Genomic DNA, 15161 nt, shown 5'->3' with positions numbered 1-15161 from the left:
TCTCCGCCAGGTGGGCGCCCTTGCCGCCCAGCAGCTCCTTCTGGTCCATCGACCCGTGGCGGAAGTCCTGCACCCAGACCTGCGACATGGCGTCCTCCGGTCACCCGGGCCACCACGCCGCGCGGGGCGGGGGCACCTCGGTGTGCCCGGTGGCGTCACCACCACGCTCGCGCTGCCGGGGTCACCGGGCCAGAGCCGGAGGACCCGGCCGCGCCGGGACCTGATCAGTCCAGGCCGCGGGTGCCGCAGACCTTCGTGCCGCCCTCGGGGACGACGGTGAGCTGGGTGCGGGAGATCGCGCCGGCGTCGTCCCAGCGCACGTCGACCAGCTCCACCGGCGACCCGTCGACCTCGTCGCGGGTGGTCCCGGTGACCTCCGGGACTCCCGGACGCAGGTAGGTGTCGGCGAGGTCGGGGGCGAGCACCCGGGCGCGCACGTCGTCGCAGACCAGGTCGTAGGCGGTGGCGAGGTCACCGGCGGCGAGCGCCCGGACGAACACGGTGGCGACCTCCGTGGACTGCTCCTCCGCCGACCCCTTGAAGACGCCGATCGACGCGGCCATGGCGACCGCCAGCGCGAGGGTGCCGACGAGCAGCCCCACCAGCAGGCCCGTGCGCCGGCGCGGGGTGCCGGTGTGCAGCGGCGCCGGGTCGTCGTCGTAGAGGAAGGGGCCGCTGGTCATCCGCCGCTCACCGTCAGCTCGGCGCCCGACGGCGGGGTCGGGTCGTCCCGGTCGGCCAGCCAGCCCTCCGGCAGCGCGACCGGCCGGGGCGGGGTGGTGCGCCCGCGCGGAGCGCCCAGCACCGCCTGCGGATAGGGCTGGTCGGGGATGCGGGCGAGCAGCTCGGCCAGCTCGTCGAGCCCGGAGACCATGGCCAGCGCGCGGCGGACGTCGGAGCCCACGCTGAAGCCCTTGAGGTACCAGGCGACGTGCTTGCGGAAGTCGGTGCAGCCCCACAGCTCGCCCTGGTCCGCCGCGAGCAGGGTGGCGTGCCGGTGCATGACCGCGGCCACCTCGCGCAGCGTCGGCAGGGCGCGCTGCGACGAGCCGGCGAACGCCGCGGCCAGGTCACCGAACAGCCAGGGCCGGCCCAGGCAGCCGCGCCCGACGACGACGCCGGCGCACCCGGTCTCGGCGACCATGCGCAGCGCGTCGTCGGCCTCCCACAGGTCGCCGTTGCCGAGCACCGGGATGTCGAGGGTCTCCACCAGCCGGGCGATCGGCGCCCAGTCGGCGGTGCCGCTGTAGAGCTGGTCGGCGGTGCGCCCGTGCAGCGTGATCCCGGCGGCGCCCTCGTCCTGGGCGATCCGGCCGGCGTCGAGGTAGGTGACGTGGTCGGCGTCGATCCCGATCCGGGTCTTGATCGTGACCGGGACGTCCTTGGCCGCTGTGACCGCCGAGCGGACGATGTTCCGCAGCAGGGTGCGCCGCCAGGGCAGGGCCGAGCCGCCGCCCTTGCGGGTCACCTTGGGCACCGGGCAGCCGAAGTTCAGGTCGATGTGCGCCGGGCGGGTGCCGGCGACGTGCTCGTCGACCAGCATCTCCACCGCGCGGGCGACCGTGGCCGGGGCGACGCCGTACAGCTGCACGCTGAACGCGTCGGCCTCACCGGGGGCGGCCTGCACCATCTGCAGCGTCTTCTCGCTGCGCTCGACCAGGGCGCGGGTGGTGATCATCTCGCACACGTACAGCCCCGCACCGAACTCACGGCACAGGGTGCGGAAGGCCGGGTTGGTGATGCCGGCCATCGGCGCGAGCACCACCGCGGGGTCGACGGTCAGCGGGCCCAGCCGCAGCGGCGGCAGCCCCGTCGTCCGCTCGAGCGTCCCGCTGGTCACGCCGTCCAGAGTAGGTGGCCCGGATGTGTGCCCGGGCTCACGGCGCGGGAGGCGGCCGCACGCCCGTCGTCGTCTTCTCGTCGTCCCGTCCGGGTCAAGCCGGGGGCGGCGGGGTTGAGCCGCGTGCGCACGCGGCTCAACCCCGTCCGGCCCGGGTTGACCCGAGTAGCACCTCAGCGACGCACGGCGCCCGAGCCCGTCCCCAACCGGCGCGGCCGTCCACCGCCTCGGCGTTCACGGGCCACGAACGGCCCGCACGCGGCACGGTCCGCTCATGTCCACCGCACCGGTACCGCTCAGCGTCGACGAACCCGCGCGCCGCCGGCTCGGCATCGTCACCTCCGCCGGTCTGGCCGCGGCCGGCGTCACGAAGGCCGAGATCGCCAGCGCGGTCCGCAGCGGGAGCCTGGTGCGGTTGCGGCCAGGCATCCTGGTGACGGCGGCCGACCTGGCCGAGGTGGCCGAGACCCGACGCCGTCCGGGTCTGGACGCGCTCGCCGTGACCACCAGCCTGGGCCGCCCGTCGGCGGTGCTCAGCGGCAGCTCCGCGGCGTGGGTGTGGGGGCTCCCCCGACCCCGTACGTCGTCCGCGACCGTGGAGCTGACCGATCCGCGCCGGTGGCGCCGCGGACAGGGGTGGTCGATGACCCGGGCGGCTCTCCCGGACGACGAGGTCACCCTGCGCGGGGCCTACCGGGTGACCACGGCGGCCCGCACGATCATCGACGTGGCGCGCTCGTGGCCCGAGGTGCACGCCGTCGCGGCCACCGACGCCGCCCTGCTACGTGGGCTGACCGACCAGGGCGAGCTGCGCCGCGTGCTCGCGAGGCAGGAGTTCGTCCCTGGGATCCCCCGGGCGGCCCGAGCCGTCGCACTCGCCGACGGCCGAGCCGAGTCGTGGCTGGAGACCTACGGCCGCCTGACGTTCGCCGCGCTCGGTCTGCCGCCGTTCCTGCCCCAGGTGGAGCTCCGGGTCGACGGCCGGCTGGTCAAGGTCGCCGACGGTTGGTACCGAGAGGCCGCCCTGGCGGTGGAGTTCGACGGAAGGGTGAAGTACCGGGAACCGTCCTACGGACGCACGCCCGCAGAGGAACTCTGGCGCGAGAAGCGCGACGAGGACCTGCTGCGCTCGCTCGGGGTGCAGTTCGTCCGGGTCGTGCACGAGGACCTGTCCGGCGGCCGGAACGCACTGGCCCGGCAGGTCCGACGCTGCCTCGCCCGGCCCGGCCCGGCGCTTCGGGAGTGGCAGGACGTCCCTCGCCCTGAAGGCCGTCTCCGCGACGGCTCCGTCGTCGACGACGGGTGGCTCGCGCGAGCCGACGACCGGGTGGGAGTCCGGCCGACCGGTCGTCCGTCCCGTGCGGGTTGACCCGAGCCGAGAGGGGTTGAGCCGCGTGCGCACGCGGGTCAACCCCTCCCCAGCCGGGTTGACCCGGGCGGCAGCAGGCCTCAGCAGCCGAGGAGGCGGGCGCCCAGGTAGGAGACGACCTGGTCCAGGGCCACCCGCTCCTGGGTCATGGCGTCGCGCTCGCGGATGGTCACCGCGTCGTCGGTGAGGGTGTCGAAGTCGACGGTGATGCAGAACGGGGTGCCGACCTCGTCCTGCCGCCGGTAGCGCCGGCCGATGGCGCCGGCGTCGTCGAAGTCGACGTTCCAGTTCTTCCGCAGCTCGGCGGCGAGGTCACGGGCCTTCGGCGAGAGGTCGGCGTTGCGCGACAGCGGCAGGACGGCGGCCTTCACCGGCGCCAGCCGCGGGTCGAGCTTCAGCACGGTGCGGGTGTCGATGCCGCCCTTGGCGTTGGGCGCCTCGTCCTCGGTGTAGGCGTCGACCAGGAACGCCATGAGCGAGCGGGTCAGCCCGGCGGCCGGCTCGATGACGTACGGCGTCCACCGCTCGTTGGCGGCCTGGTCGAAGTAGGACAGGTCGGAGCCGGAGTGCTCCGAGTGGGTCTTCAGGTCGAAGTCGGTGCGGTTGGCGATGCCCTCCAGCTCGCCCCACTCCGAACCCTGGAAGCCGAACCGGTACTCGATGTCGACGGTGCGCGTCGAGTAGTGGGAGAGCTTCTCCGCCGGGTGCTCGTAGTGCCGCAGGTTCGCCGGGTCGATGCCCAGGTCGGTGTACCAGCGGGTGCGCTCGTCGATCCAGTACTGGTGCCACTCGGCGTCGGTGCCGGGCTGGACGAAGAACTCCATCTCCATCTGCTCGAACTCACGCGTCCGGAAGATGAAGTTGCCCGGGGTGATCTCGTTGCGGAAGGACTTGCCGATCTGGCCGATGCCGAACGGCGGCTTCTTCCGCGAGGCGCCCATGACGTTCGCGAAGCTGACGAAGATGCCCTGCGCGGTCTCCGGGCGCAGGTAGTGCAGCCCCGACTCGTCCTCGACCGGGCCGAGGTGGGTCTTGAGCATCATGTTGAAGTCGCGCGGCTCGGTCCACGAACCGGTGACCCCGCAGTTGGGGCAGGTGATGTCGGCCAGGCCGTTCGCCGGCGCCCGGCCCTTCTTCTCCTCGTACGCCTCTTCGAGGTGGTCGGCGCGGAACCGCTTGTGGCAGTTCTGGCACTCGGTCAGCGGGTCGGTGAAGACCCCGACGTGACCGGAGGCGACCCACACCTGGCGGGGCAGGATGACCGAGGAGTCCAGGCCCACGACGTCGTCCCGGCCCTGGACGACGGTGCGCCACCACTGCTTCTTGATGTTCTCCTTGAGCTCGACGCCCAGCGGCCCGTAGTCCCAGGCGGAGCGGGTGCCGCCGTAGATCTCCCCGGACGGGAAGACGATCCCCCGGCGCTTGCAGAGGTTGACCACCTTGTCCAGGCGGGCCGGGTCGGCGGTACGGGGGGCAGGGGTGTCGCTGGGCACGGAGGCTCCATCCGGCTGGCGGTCGGTGGGGTGGACCCTTGAACGTTAGACGCCCGGCTCCCGGCCGGGCGACGGCCCGCTTTTGCATGTCCATACACTGCTGTGCATACTCTTACCCGTGTCCAAGGTGCTCACCTCCCTGCCCGTCGGCGACCGCGTCGGCATCGCCTTCTCCGGTGGTCTCGACACCTCCGTGGCGGTCGCGTGGATGCGCGACAAGGGCGCGGTGCCGTGCACCTACACCGCCGACATCGGCCAGGCCGACGAGCCCGACATCGGCTCGGTGCCCGGCCGCGCCAGCGCCTACGGCGCGGAGATCGCCCGGCTGGTCGACTGCAAGGCCGCCCTGGTCGAGGAGGGCCTGGCCGCGCTCACCTGCGGCGCCTTCCACATCCGCTCCGGCGGCCGCAGCTACTTCAACACCACCCCGCTGGGCCGCGCGGTCACCGGCACGCTGCTGGTGCGCGCGATGCTCGAGGACGACGTCCAGATCTGGGGCGACGGGTCGACCTACAAGGGCAACGACATCGAGCGGTTCTACCGCTACGGCCTGCTGGCCAACCCCGGGCTGCGCATCTACAAGCCGTGGCTGGACGCCGACTTCGTCACCGAGCTCGGCGGCCGCAAGGAGATGTCGGAGTGGCTGGTCGCCCACGGCCTCCCCTACCGGGACAGCGCGGAGAAGGCCTACTCCACCGACGCCAACATCTGGGGCGCGACCCACGAGGCGAAGACGCTGGAGCACCTGGACACCGGCATCGAGACCGTCGAGCCGATCATGGGCGTGAAGTTCTGGGACCCGGCGGTGGAGATCGCCACCGAGGACGTCACGATCGGCTTCCAGTACGGCCGTCCGGTCAGCATCAACGGCACGGAGTTCGCCTCCGCCGTCGACCTGGTGCTGGCGGCCAACGCCATCGGCGGCCGGCACGGGCTGGGCATGTCCGACCAGATCGAGAACCGGATCATCGAGGCCAAGAGCCGCGGCATCTACGAGGCCCCGGGCATGGCGCTGCTGCACATCGCCTACGAGCGGCTGGTCAACGCCATCCACAACGAGGACACCCTCGCCAACTACCACAGCGAGGGACGGCGGCTGGGCCGGCTGATGTACGAGGGCCGCTGGCTGGACCCCCAGGCGATGATGCTGCGCGAGTCGCTGCAGCGCTGGGTCGGCATGGCCGTCACCGGCGAGGTGACCCTGCGGCTGCGGCGCGGCGAGGACTACTCCGTGCTCGACACCGCCGGCCCGGCGTTCAGCTACCACCCGGACAAGCTCTCCATGGAGCGCACCGTCGACTCCGCGTTCGGCCCGGTCGACCGGATCGGCCAGCTGACCATGCGCAACCTCGACATCGCCGACTCCCGCGCGAAGCTCGAGCAGTACGCCCGGATGGGTCTCGTCGGCGGCGCGACCCCGACGTCCATCGGCGCCGCCCAGGCGGCGTCGACCGGGCTGATCGACGCCTCGCAGGAGGGCGGCGCGGAGGCGATCGCCTCCCGCGGGCAGGTCTCCCCCAACGACGAGCTGCTCGACCGCGCGGCGATGGAGTCCGGCACCGACTGACGACGGGCCCGGGTGGTACCGGATCGAGGGAGTCCCGACCGCCGGGTCCGAACGGGTCAACATCGCAGGTCAGCCTGCCGATGGGCAGCACGAGGACGGCCGGTGAGCTGGCCGCCCGCGTCCGCCCGAGAGGCCAACCATGACCCACCGCCTGGTCACCGCACTCCGCCTGCGCTCCCTGCGCGTGCTCCTGGTCCTGGTCGTCGCCGCCTGCACGATCCTCCCGCTGGTCGGCCTGGGCGTCTTCGCCTGGCAGCGCAGCGAGGGCGACTGGGTGCGCAACTCCGGCGAGCTGCTGCAGAGCGAGGCCCGCTCGACGATCGACAAGATCGACCGCAACCTGTTCGAGCGCTACGGCGACGTGCAGGCCTTCGCCTTCAACCCCGACGCCTCCGCCGACCCGGCGACGGTCGCCGAGGCCGCGGACTTCTACAGCACGAACTACGTCATCTACGACCTCCTGCTCGTCGTCGACCGGACCGGCCGGGTGGTCGGGGGCAACAGCGTGACCGGCGACGGCGAGCCGGTGGGGACCTCCGCGTACGCGGGCGCGGACCTGTCCAGCTACCCCTGGTTCGCCGAGGCGCTGGCGCTCGAGCCAGGACAGACGTACGTGCAGGACCCCGAGGTCGACCCGCTGGTGGCCGCGGCGACCGGCCGGGACGACGCGACGCTGGTGTTCGCCGCCCCGGTCTACGGCCCCGACGGCAGCGTGCAGCGGCTGTGGGTCAACTGGGCCTCGGTGCCCCGGGTGATCGGCCAGATCCTGGACGAGCAGGTCGCCGGGCTGGCCGGCCGCGGGCTGGACGTCACCGCGCAGCTGCTCCGCAGCGACGGCCAGGTGCTGGTCGGCCCGGGTGCCGGCGGGTCGCTGGACCTCGCGGCCGCCGGCCTGCCCGCGGCCGCCGCCCTGGTCGACGGCGAGTCCGGACACGGCACCGACGACCTCGCCGACGGCACCGGCGACGGCGTGGAGAAGGTGCGCGGCTGGTCGGCGTCCCAGGGCGCCCTCGGGTTCGCCGGCTACGGCTGGGGCGTGGTGCTCAGCGAGGAGCTGGCCGACGCCGTCGCCCCGGCGTCGTCCCTGCTGCGCGCGGTGCTGCTGCTGGCGCTGGTGGTCGCCGTCGTCGTCACCGCGGTGGCCCTGCTGGTCGCGCGGGCGCTCACCCGGCCGCTGGACCGCGCGGTCGACGCGCTGGAGCAGGTCGCCGACGGCGACCTGCGGCCGAGGCTGCCGGAGTCGGGCACCGACGAGGTGCGCACGCTCGCCCAGGCGCTCAACCGGTCGCTGGAGAAGGTGGCCGGCGCGCTCTCGGCGCTGCGCGAGCGCACCGGGGACCTGTCCGGCGCCTCCGACCGGCTGCGCGACCTCTCCGACGACGTCGCCCGGGACGCCGCCCGGGGCACCGAGGTGGCCGGCCGGGCGCGGGCAGCGACCGACGTGGTCAGCGAGAACGTGCGCACGGTGGCCGCAGGTGCTGAGGAGATGGGCGCCTCCATCCGGGAGATCGCGCACAGCACGTCCGAGGCCGCCCGGGTGGGCGGCTCCGCGGTCGAGGCGGCCCGGGAGACCACCGCCACGGTGGCCCGCCTGGGCGACTCCTCGCGGCAGATCGGCGAGGTGGTCTCGGTCATCACCGCGATCGCCGAGCAGACCAACCTGCTGGCGCTCAACGCGACGATCGAGGCGGCCCGGGCCGGGGAGGCCGGCAAGGGCTTCGCCGTGGTGGCCGGCGAGGTCAAGGACCTGGCGGCGCAGACCCAGCAGGCCACCGAGGACATCACCCGGCGGGTCGATGCGATCCAGGCCGACACCGCCGGCGCGGCCGCCGCCATCTCCGGGATCGCCGGCATCGTCGAGCAGGTCAACGACTTCCAGCAGACCATCGCCTCGGCGGTGGAGGAGCAGAGCGCGACGACCGCGGAGATGAGCCGCAACGTCGCCCAGGCGGCGCACGGCACCGAGGGGGTCAGCGACGACGTCCGCTCGGTTGCCGAGGCGACCGCCTCGACGGCGACCTCGACCGAGAGCACCCGGGGCACGGCCGCGGACCTGGCCCGGATCACCGAGGAGCTGCGCGGGCTGGTCGCCCGGTTCCAGCTGCCCTGACCGGCGCTCAGTCGGTGAGGTAGGCGCCGGGCTCGTCCAGGGCGTGCACCCACACCGGCGCCCCGGCGAGCTTCACCTCGGCGGCGGACAGCGCCCGGCGGTAGGTGCCGACGCCGTCCCACGACGTCCAGAGCGCGAGCAGCCCCGGGTCGTCCGCCGCCCGGCCCACCGCGCCGTCGCGGAAGCCGGGCCGGGCGCGCAGCACCGCCAGCAGGTCGGCCGCCGCGGCGGCCAGGGCCGGGACGTCGTCGACGGGGACGCGCAACCGGGTGACGGCGAACACGACGACCTCCGTTGTTTGACAACCGTTCTCATGTGCGTGGAGGATGATGTCATGTCCGTGGCCGTCACCACCCCCAGCCGGACCGTCCCCGCCGACGTGCTGGCCGCCAGCGAGCTGCTCACCGCGCTGGCCTTCCCGCTCCGGCTGTCCATCGTGGCCCTGCTCGACGAGCACGGTTCCCGCTGCGTGCACCAGCTGGTCGACGCCCTCGGGGTGCCGCAGCCGCTGGTCTCCCAGCACCTGCGGGTGCTGCGCGGCGCCGGCCTGGTCACCGGTGTGCGCCGGCACCGGGAGGTCGACTACCGGCTCGTCGACGGGCACGTGGCGCACATCGTGCGGGACGCGATCGCCCATGCGGCGCACCGGGACACGGCCGCCCACCGGTCGGCGCCCGCGGAGCCGGCGGCGACCGCGACCCGGCAGAACACCGAGGAGCACGCCTGATGGCCCGCACCACCCGCCAGCGCGCCGCCGTCGCCGCCGCCTTCGACTCCCTCGAGGGCTTCCACAGCGCGCAGGAGGTGCACGCCCAGCTGCGCACCGCCGGTGACACGGTCGGGCTGTCGACGGTCTACCGGGCCGTGCAGGCGCTGGCCGACGACGGCGAGCTCGACTCGATCCGCACCGACTCCGGCGAGGCGCTGTACCGCCGGTGCTCCACCCAGCACCACCACCACCTGGTCTGCCGCTCGTGCGGGCGCACGGTGGAGGTGGCCGGCCCGGCGGTGGAGCAGTGGGCCGACCGGGTCGCCGGCGAGCACGGCTTCTCCGACGTCAGCCACACCCTGGAGATCATGGGCACCTGCGAGGCCTGCCGCACCGCCGGCCGCGGCTGATGAAGGACCCCCGTGCCCCCACTGCTCCCACGCTCGCAGCGGGGCCCTGCACGGGGGCCGCTAAGCGCTGCCGAACCGGCGCTGGCGGCTGGCGTACTCCTCGCAGGCCTGCCACAGGTGCCGGCGGTCGAAGTCCGGCCACAGGGTGTCCAGGAAGACCAGCTCGGCGTAGGCGGACTGCCACAGCAGGAAGTTGCTGGTGCGGTTCTCCCCCGAGCTGCGCACGAACAGGTCGACGTCGGGCATGTCCGGCTCGTCGAGGAACCGGGCGACGGTCTCCTCGTCGACCTTGTCCGGCTTGATCCGGCCGGCGGCGACCTCGCGGGCGATCGCAGCCGCGGCGTCGGCGATCTCCGCCCGGCCGCCGTAGTTGACGCACATGGTCAGGGTCAGGACGTCGTTGTCGCGGGTCAGCTCCTCGGCGACCTCGAGCTCCTTGATCACCGACCGCCACAGCCGTGGCCGTCGGCCCGCCCAGCGCACCCGCACGCCGAGCTCGTGCATCTCGTCGCGGCGGCGGCGGATCACGTCGCGGTTGAAGCCCATCAGGAAGCGGACCTCCTCCGGGCTGCGCCGCCAGTTCTCCGTGGAGAAGGCGTAGGCGCTGATCGCCCCGATGCCCAGCTCGATCGCGCCCTCGACGCAGTCGAACAACGAGGCCTCGCCGGCCTCGTGCCCGGCGGTGCGCGGCAACCCGCGCTGCTTCGCCCAGCGGCCGTTGCCGTCCATCACGATCGCGACGTGGCCCGGCACCTTGTCGGCCGGGATCGCCGGCGGGGTGACCCCGGAGGGGTGCGGGTTCGGCGCCTTCACCTCACGCCTCACGGAGCGACCTCGACAGGGGAGGCGGTGGCCACGACGGGGCGGGGCGCCTCGGTGCGGTCGACCAGCGGCAGCGAGCGCAGCCCGCGCTCCAGGTGCCACTGCAGCATCGCCGCGACCAGGCCACTGCCCTCCCGCCGGTTGATGCCCTGGCTGGCCTCGGCCCGGCCCCAGTCACCGGTCAACAACGCCTCCAGCAGCTCGACGGTCACCGGGCTGGGCATCGCCGAGCCGGTGGGGCGGCAGGCCGGGCAGACGGTGCCGCCCGCCGGGACGGAGAAGTGCCGGTGCGGCCCCTCTTCGCCACACCGCGCGCAGTCACCCAGCGCGGGCTCCCAGCCGGCCACCGACATGGCGCGCAGCAGGAACGCGTCGAGCACCAACGGTGGCGGCTTGGTCCCCTCGGCGAGGGTGCGCAGCGCCCCGACGACGAGCAGGAACATCCGCAGCGCGGGCTCCTTCTCCTCCACCGTCAGCCGGTCGGCGGTCTCCAGCACCGCCGTCCCCGCGGTGTAGGCGCGGTAGTCGCCGACGACGGCGGGGCCGTAGGCGCGGATCGACTCGGCCTGGCTCACCACGTCGAGGTTCCGGCCGGTGTAGAGCTGCAGGTCGACGTGGCTGAACGGCTCGAGCCGGGCGCCGAACTTGCTCTTGGTGCGGCGCACGCCCTTGGCCACCGCGCGCACCTTGCCGGTGCGCCGGGTGAGCACGGTGACGATCCGGTCGGCCTCACCCAGCTTCTGGGTGCGCAGGACGATCCCCTCGTCGCGGTACAGCGACTGCGGTGTGGTGCTCACTCGCCCGCCGCCTCAGTAGCCGTGTCCCCGGCGACGGATCGCTCCGCTCCTCGGTCGCTGGCGCTCACTGCGATGCTCACTCGCCCGCCGCCTCAGTAGCCGAGCCGGTTGAGCTTCTTCGGGTCGTCCTGCCACTCCCCCAGCACCGTGACGTGCAGGTCGAGGTGCACCCGGCCCCCCAGCAGCGTCTCCAGCCCGACCCGGGCCTCGCTGCCGATCGCCTTGATCGTCTGCCCGCCCTTGCCCAGCAGCATCGGCTTCTGGCTGGGGCGCTCGATGTGCAGCAGCGCGTGGATCTCGGTGAACACCGCGTCGGGGTCGCGGGGGTCGGGCTTGCGGATGATCTCCTCGACGGTGACGGCGAGGGAGTGCGGCACCTCCTGGCGCACCTTCTCCAGCGCCGCCTCGCGCACCAGCTCGGCGATCTGGCGCTCGACGTCCTCGTCGGTGGTCTGCTCGTCGGGGTACATCGGCGGCCCCTCGGGCAGCAGGCCGATCAGCAGGTCCTCCAGCAGCTCGACCTGGTCACCGGCGACGGCGCTCACGGGCACGATCTCGCGCGCCTCCACCAGCTTGCTGGCCGCGACCAGCTGCTCGGTGACCTGCTTCTTGCCGGCCGCGTCGGTCTTGGTCACCACCAGCACGATCGGGGTGGTGACCTCCTTGAGCTGCCGGGCGATGAACGCGTCACCGGCGCCGACGGGCTGGTCGGCCGGGATGCAGAAGACGATGACGTCGACCTCGGACAACGTGTCGCGGACGACGTCGTTGAGCCGCTTGCCCAGCAGGCTCTTGGGCTTGTGCAGGCCGGGGGTGTCGACGAGCACGAGCTGCCCGGCGGGCCGGTGCACGACGCCGCGGATGGCGTGCCGGGTGGTCTGCGGCCGGTTGCTGACGATGCCGACCTTCTCCCCCACCAGGGCGTTCGTCAGCGTGGTCTTGCCGGCGTTGGGCCGGCCCACCAGGCAGGCGAAGCCGCTGCGGTAGGGCGGCTGGTCGGTGTCGGTCACGCCGGTCAGTGTCCCACTGCGCACCGACAGCCCGGTGCGGGCGGCTGCGATCATGGGCACATGTCCCCCCGGTCCCGACGTGAACAGGGTGAGCCGCTCGTGGTGACGGCCGCCCGCGACCGCGAGCGGCACGTCACGCAGGTCACCAGCTACGGCTACGTCGCCGCCCGCGGCCCGAAGCGCTCGGTCACGGTCACCCCCGCCCCGCTGCGCTACTGGCAGTACGACCCGGCCGGCCCGCTGGTGCTCGGGCTCACGGTGCTGGGCGTCGCCCTCTGGCTCGGCGCCATCGCCTGGCGGGACGGCGCCTCGGCGATGGCCGGCGAGCTGCCGATCGCCCTGGCGCTGGGCGCGCTGGTGGTCGCCGGGTCCACCGGCCGGCTGACCGTCTCCGACTTCGGGGTGTCCACCGACATCGCCGGGCTCCGGCAGGTGTCGGTGTTCCGCGTCGTCCCGCGGGTGCTGGTCCAGGAGGTGGTGGTCGGCGCCCCGCCGGCCGGCTGGCCGAAGGCCCGCCGCCGCGGTGGCTGGTGGCCGGGTCGCACCCGGGTCAGCGTCCGGCACCTGGGCATGGACGGGCTGACCGAGGAGGCGTTCACCGTGCGGGTGCGCGACCCCGAGGCCTTCGCCGACGCCCTGGGCCGCCCGCTGCCCTGACGCCGCCGCTGCCCGGGACTGCCCCTGCGCCGGGAGCGGCATCCCCCTGCACCAACATGCGTCCTCCCGCACCAACGCTGGTGCAGGAGGACGCCTGTTGATCAGGGAACCTGATCAAACCCCCGCGGGCGTCAGGCGATGCCGCGGACCACGCCGTCGGGGCCGGCCAGCAGCACCGGCGCCGAGGCGGTGAGGTCGTGCACCGCGGCGAGCCCGGCGGCCTCGACCGACTCGGCGTCGCTGACCACGGCCGCGGCCTCCAGCCTCTCGACCCCGCTGGACACGGCCGCGGCGACAGCGGCCTGCAGCGCGGTCAGCCGCAGCGAGGGCAGCGTCACGGTGGCCGCGAGGTAGGTGCGCCCGTCGGTGTCCCGCACGGCGGCCCCCTCGGGCGCCCCCGTGCGGCCGCGCGCGGAGCGGGCCAGGGTGATCAGCTTTCCGTCCTCGGGGTCCAGCTCAGCGGCGCTCACGAGGCGTCAGGATTCCACGCCGTCACGACTCGGCAGCGGCCGGCTCCGACTGCCGGACGGCGGTGGCGCCGCGCCCCTCGGGCTCGACGGCGTCCTCGGCCTCCCGGTCGTCGTCCGAGCCGGGCTCGGGCACCCGGTTGACCAGGATGGTGTCGATCTGGTTGCGCCGCCCGCCGGTGCTCTCCGCCAGCAGGTGCAGCCCGCCGACCTCGGCGGCCGACCCCTCGATCGGCACCATGCCGATCTCCCGGGCCAGCAGCCCGCCCACGGTCTCCACGCCGTCGTCGTCGGGCAGCTCGACCTTGAACAGGTCGGCGAGGTCCTCGACCGGCAGCCGGGCGGTGATCCGCACCGACCCGTCCTCGAGCTCCTCGACGGGTGGGCGCTGCACGGCGTCGTGCTCGTCGTCGATCTCGCCGACGATCTCCTCGAGGATGTCCTCGATGGTGACCAGGCCGGCGAAGCCGCCGTACTCGTCGACGACGACGGCCATGTGCGTGCGCGAGGCCTGCATCTCCCGCAGCAGCTCGTCGACCGGCTTGGACTCCGGCACGAAGGTGGCCGGGCGCATGAGGTCCTCGACCTGCGGGCCCTGGTCGCCGGAGGCCAGCCCCTGGGACCGCCGCACGAGGTCCTTCATGAAGACCACGCCGATGATGTCGTCGACGTTCTCCCCGATCACCGGGATCCGGGAGAAGCCGCTGCGCAGGGACAGCGCCAGCGCCTGGCGGAGGTTCTTGCCGCGCTCGATCCACACGACGTCGGGCCGGGGCACCATCACCTCGCGGGCGATGGTGTCGCCGAGCTCGAAGACCCCGTGGATCATGTTCCGCTCGCCGGCCTCCACGACGCCGCGCTCCTCGGCCATGTCGACCAGCTCGCGGAGCTCGACCTCGCTGGAGAACGGCCCGTCGCGGTAGCCCTTGCCGGGGGTGATCGCGTTGCCGATCAGGATCAGCAGGGTGGCGACCGGGCCCAGCAACCGGCCCAGCAGCCGGATCAACCCGGCCGCGGCCAGCCCGATCGGGTAGGCGTGCTGGCGGCCCAGCGTGCGGGGCCCGACGCCGACGAGCACGTAGCTCACCACGGTCATGACCACGGCGGCGCTCGCGATGCCGGCCGCCAGGCCCTCGACGAGGTCGTAGAGCACGACCGCGACCATCACCGCCGCCGTCATCTCGCAGACGATCCGCAGCAGCAGGAGCAGGGCCACGTGCCGGGCCCGCTCCGCCATCACTTCGATGAGCGCGGGAGCGCGCTTCACCCCGTCGCGGCGCAGCTCGTCGACCCCGGCCGGGGACAGCCGCTGCAGGGCGGCGTCGAGCGCGCCGAAGACGCCGGCGAGCAGGACGAGCAGGACGGCGATGACCAGCAGGACGATCGCTGTCGTGCTCACCGGACCTCCGGCTCCTGGGGCTCGCCGGTGACCGGTTCACCCGTGACCGGCTCCCGCGGGACGGAGCGCCAGCCCTCCAGCAGCGAGGACTGCAGGCCGAACATCTCCTTCTCCTCGTCGGGCTCCATGTGGTCGTAGCCCAGCAGGTGGAGCACGCCGTGGGTGGCCAGCAGCAGCAGCTCGTCGGCCATGGAGTGGCCCGCGGCCCGCGCCTGGCGGACGGCGACGGCCGGGCAGAGGACGACGTCGCCGAGCAGGGCCGGGCCCGGCTCGGGGTCGTCGGGACGGCCGGTGTCCAGCTCGTCCATCGGGAAGGCGAGGACGTCGGTCGGCCCCTTCTCGCCCATCCACCGCTCGTGCAGGGTGGCCATGTAGTCGACGTCCACGCAGAGCACGGACAGCTCGGCCAGCGGGCTGACGTCCAGGCTGTCGAGCACGTAGCGGCAGACGCCGGCCAGCGCCTCCTGGTCGACGGCGATCTCGGACTCGTTCGCCACCTCGACGGGCACGG

16 protein-coding genes are annotated in these 15161 nt (G+C 73.6%); 6 read left to right on the top strand and 10 right to left on the bottom strand.

What is annotated here, in order from left to right:
- Nucleotides 1-224: 224 nt before the first annotated feature.
- Together JD78_RS03340 and dusB are read right to left on the bottom strand one after the other, a co-directional pair.
- Entirely contained in the window at nt 225-683 is a 459-nt protein-coding gene (locus tag JD78_RS03340) for an Rv0361 family membrane protein (RefSeq protein ID WP_153361488.1), read from the bottom strand.
- Nucleotides 680-1840 carry a tRNA dihydrouridine synthase DusB gene (dusB, locus tag JD78_RS03335; protein WP_228395287.1) on the bottom strand — a complete coding sequence of 387 codons (1161 nt, stop codon included), beginning with the start codon at nt 1838-1840 and terminating at the stop codon, nt 680-682. The genes JD78_RS03340 and dusB overlap by 4 nt, the downstream gene beginning before the upstream one ends.
- A 274-nt stretch (nt 1841-2114) precedes the next feature.
- Here dusB and JD78_RS03330 point away from each other — a divergent pair, with 274 nt between their 5' ends.
- Complete coding sequence (locus JD78_RS03330; RefSeq protein ID WP_153361487.1) at nt 2115-3209, top strand: type IV toxin-antitoxin system AbiEi family antitoxin domain-containing protein; 1095 nt, start codon at nt 2115-2117, stop codon at nt 3207-3209.
- An 80-nt stretch (nt 3210-3289) separates the two neighbouring features.
- Here the strand turns inward: JD78_RS03330 and JD78_RS03325 are convergent, their stop codons facing one another.
- Complete coding sequence (locus JD78_RS03325) at nt 3290-4702, bottom strand: glycine--tRNA ligase (RefSeq protein WP_153361486.1); 1413 nt, start codon at nt 4700-4702, stop codon at nt 3290-3292.
- A 118-nt stretch (nt 4703-4820) separates the two neighbouring features.
- Here JD78_RS03325 and argG point away from each other — a divergent pair, with 118 nt between their 5' ends.
- Nucleotides 4821-6269, top strand: coding sequence for an argininosuccinate synthase (argG, locus tag JD78_RS03320; protein WP_153361485.1), 1449 nt, complete (start codon nt 4821-4823; stop codon nt 6267-6269).
- A 139-nt stretch (nt 6270-6408) separates the two neighbouring features.
- Nucleotides 6409-8379 carry a methyl-accepting chemotaxis protein gene (locus JD78_RS21670; protein WP_208103976.1) on the top strand — a complete coding sequence of 657 codons (1971 nt, stop codon included), beginning with the start codon at nt 6409-6411 and terminating at the stop codon, nt 8377-8379.
- Between the two features lie 7 nt (nt 8380-8386).
- Here the strand turns inward: JD78_RS21670 and JD78_RS03310 are convergent, their stop codons facing one another.
- Nucleotides 8387-8662 (bottom strand): antibiotic biosynthesis monooxygenase, encoded by a 276-nt coding sequence (locus JD78_RS03310; protein ID WP_153361484.1) that lies wholly within the window; start codon nt 8660-8662, stop codon nt 8387-8389.
- Nucleotides 8663-8713: 51 nt separating this feature from the next.
- Between JD78_RS03310 and JD78_RS03305 the strand changes: the two genes are divergently transcribed.
- Together JD78_RS03305 and JD78_RS03300 are read left to right on the top strand one after the other, a co-directional pair.
- Complete coding sequence (locus tag JD78_RS03305; protein WP_153361483.1) at nt 8714-9106, top strand: ArsR/SmtB family transcription factor; 393 nt, start codon at nt 8714-8716, stop codon at nt 9104-9106.
- Nucleotides 9106-9498 (top strand): Fur family transcriptional regulator, encoded by a 393-nt coding sequence (locus tag JD78_RS03300; RefSeq protein WP_153361482.1) that lies wholly within the window; start codon nt 9106-9108, stop codon nt 9496-9498. The genes JD78_RS03305 and JD78_RS03300 overlap by 1 nt, the downstream gene beginning before the upstream one ends.
- 60 nt (nt 9499-9558) lie before the next feature.
- On the opposite strand, the gene JD78_RS03295 is transcribed toward JD78_RS03300, so the two are convergent.
- The 3 genes from JD78_RS03295 to era form a co-directional block, all read right to left on the bottom strand.
- On the bottom strand, nt 9559-10323 hold the full coding sequence (locus tag JD78_RS03295) for an isoprenyl transferase (protein WP_153361481.1): 765 nt from the start codon (nt 10321-10323) through the stop codon (nt 9559-9561).
- Complete coding sequence (gene recO, locus JD78_RS03290; protein ID WP_153361480.1) at nt 10320-11117, bottom strand: DNA repair protein RecO; 798 nt, start codon at nt 11115-11117, stop codon at nt 10320-10322. Before recO ends, JD78_RS03295 begins: the two co-directional genes overlap by 4 nt.
- 92 nt (nt 11118-11209) lie before the next feature.
- The gene (era, locus tag JD78_RS03285) at nt 11210-12127 is read right to left on the bottom strand and encodes a GTPase Era (RefSeq protein WP_228395286.1); all 918 of its coding nucleotides are present in this window, start codon (nt 12125-12127) and stop codon (nt 11210-11212) included.
- Nucleotides 12128-12187: 60 nt separating this feature from the next.
- Here era and JD78_RS03280 point away from each other — a divergent pair, with 60 nt between their 5' ends.
- A complete protein-coding gene (locus JD78_RS03280) occupies nt 12188-12784 on the top strand; it encodes a hypothetical protein (RefSeq protein WP_153361478.1) in 597 nt (198 codons plus the stop codon).
- Between the two features lie 131 nt (nt 12785-12915).
- On the opposite strand, the gene JD78_RS03275 is transcribed toward JD78_RS03280, so the two are convergent.
- Genes JD78_RS03275 through ybeY form a run of 3 tightly spaced genes read right to left on the bottom strand, consistent with a single transcriptional unit; the run spans nt 12916 to nt 15159 of the window.
- Nucleotides 12916-13254, bottom strand: a complete 339-nt coding sequence (locus JD78_RS03275; protein ID WP_153361477.1) for a cytidine deaminase — start codon at nt 13252-13254, stop codon at nt 12916-12918.
- A gap of 22 nt (nt 13255-13276) precedes the next feature.
- Nucleotides 13277-14650, bottom strand: coding sequence for a hemolysin family protein (locus tag JD78_RS03270; RefSeq protein ID WP_153361476.1), 1374 nt, complete (start codon nt 14648-14650; stop codon nt 13277-13279).
- A complete protein-coding gene (gene ybeY, locus JD78_RS03265) occupies nt 14647-15159 on the bottom strand; it encodes an rRNA maturation RNase YbeY (RefSeq protein WP_153361475.1) in 513 nt (170 codons plus the stop codon). The genes JD78_RS03270 and ybeY overlap by 4 nt, the downstream gene beginning before the upstream one ends.
- Between the last annotated feature and the right edge of the window lie 2 nt (nt 15160-15161).

Source organism: Modestobacter roseus, assembly GCF_007994135.1.
In the GTDB taxonomy this organism is placed as follows: domain Bacteria; phylum Actinomycetota; class Actinomycetes; order Mycobacteriales; family Geodermatophilaceae; genus Modestobacter; species Modestobacter roseus.
Note: the sequence above shows the minus strand (reverse complement) of the source record. Positions and strands in the feature narration are given on the sequence as shown.

What these genes read in the sequence shown, in the direction of transcription:
- JD78_RS03340 (WP_153361488.1), bottom strand. Translation starts at nt 683, where the DNA reads ATGACCAGCGGCCCCTTCCTCTACGACGACGACCCGGCGCCGCTGCAC.
- JD78_RS21670 (WP_208103976.1), top strand. Translation starts at nt 6,409, where the DNA reads ATGACCCACCGCCTGGTCACCGCACTCCGCCTGCGCTCCCTGCGCGTG.
- JD78_RS03300 (WP_153361482.1), top strand. Translation starts at nt 9,106, where the DNA reads ATGGCCCGCACCACCCGCCAGCGCGCCGCCGTCGCCGCCGCCTTCGAC.
- JD78_RS03305 (WP_153361483.1), top strand. Translation starts at nt 8,714, where the DNA reads ATGTCCGTGGCCGTCACCACCCCCAGCCGGACCGTCCCCGCCGACGTG.
- JD78_RS03280 (WP_153361478.1), top strand. Translation starts at nt 12,188, where the DNA reads ATGTCCCCCCGGTCCCGACGTGAACAGGGTGAGCCGCTCGTGGTGACG.
- JD78_RS03330 (WP_153361487.1), top strand. Translation starts at nt 2,115, where the DNA reads ATGTCCACCGCACCGGTACCGCTCAGCGTCGACGAACCCGCGCGCCGC.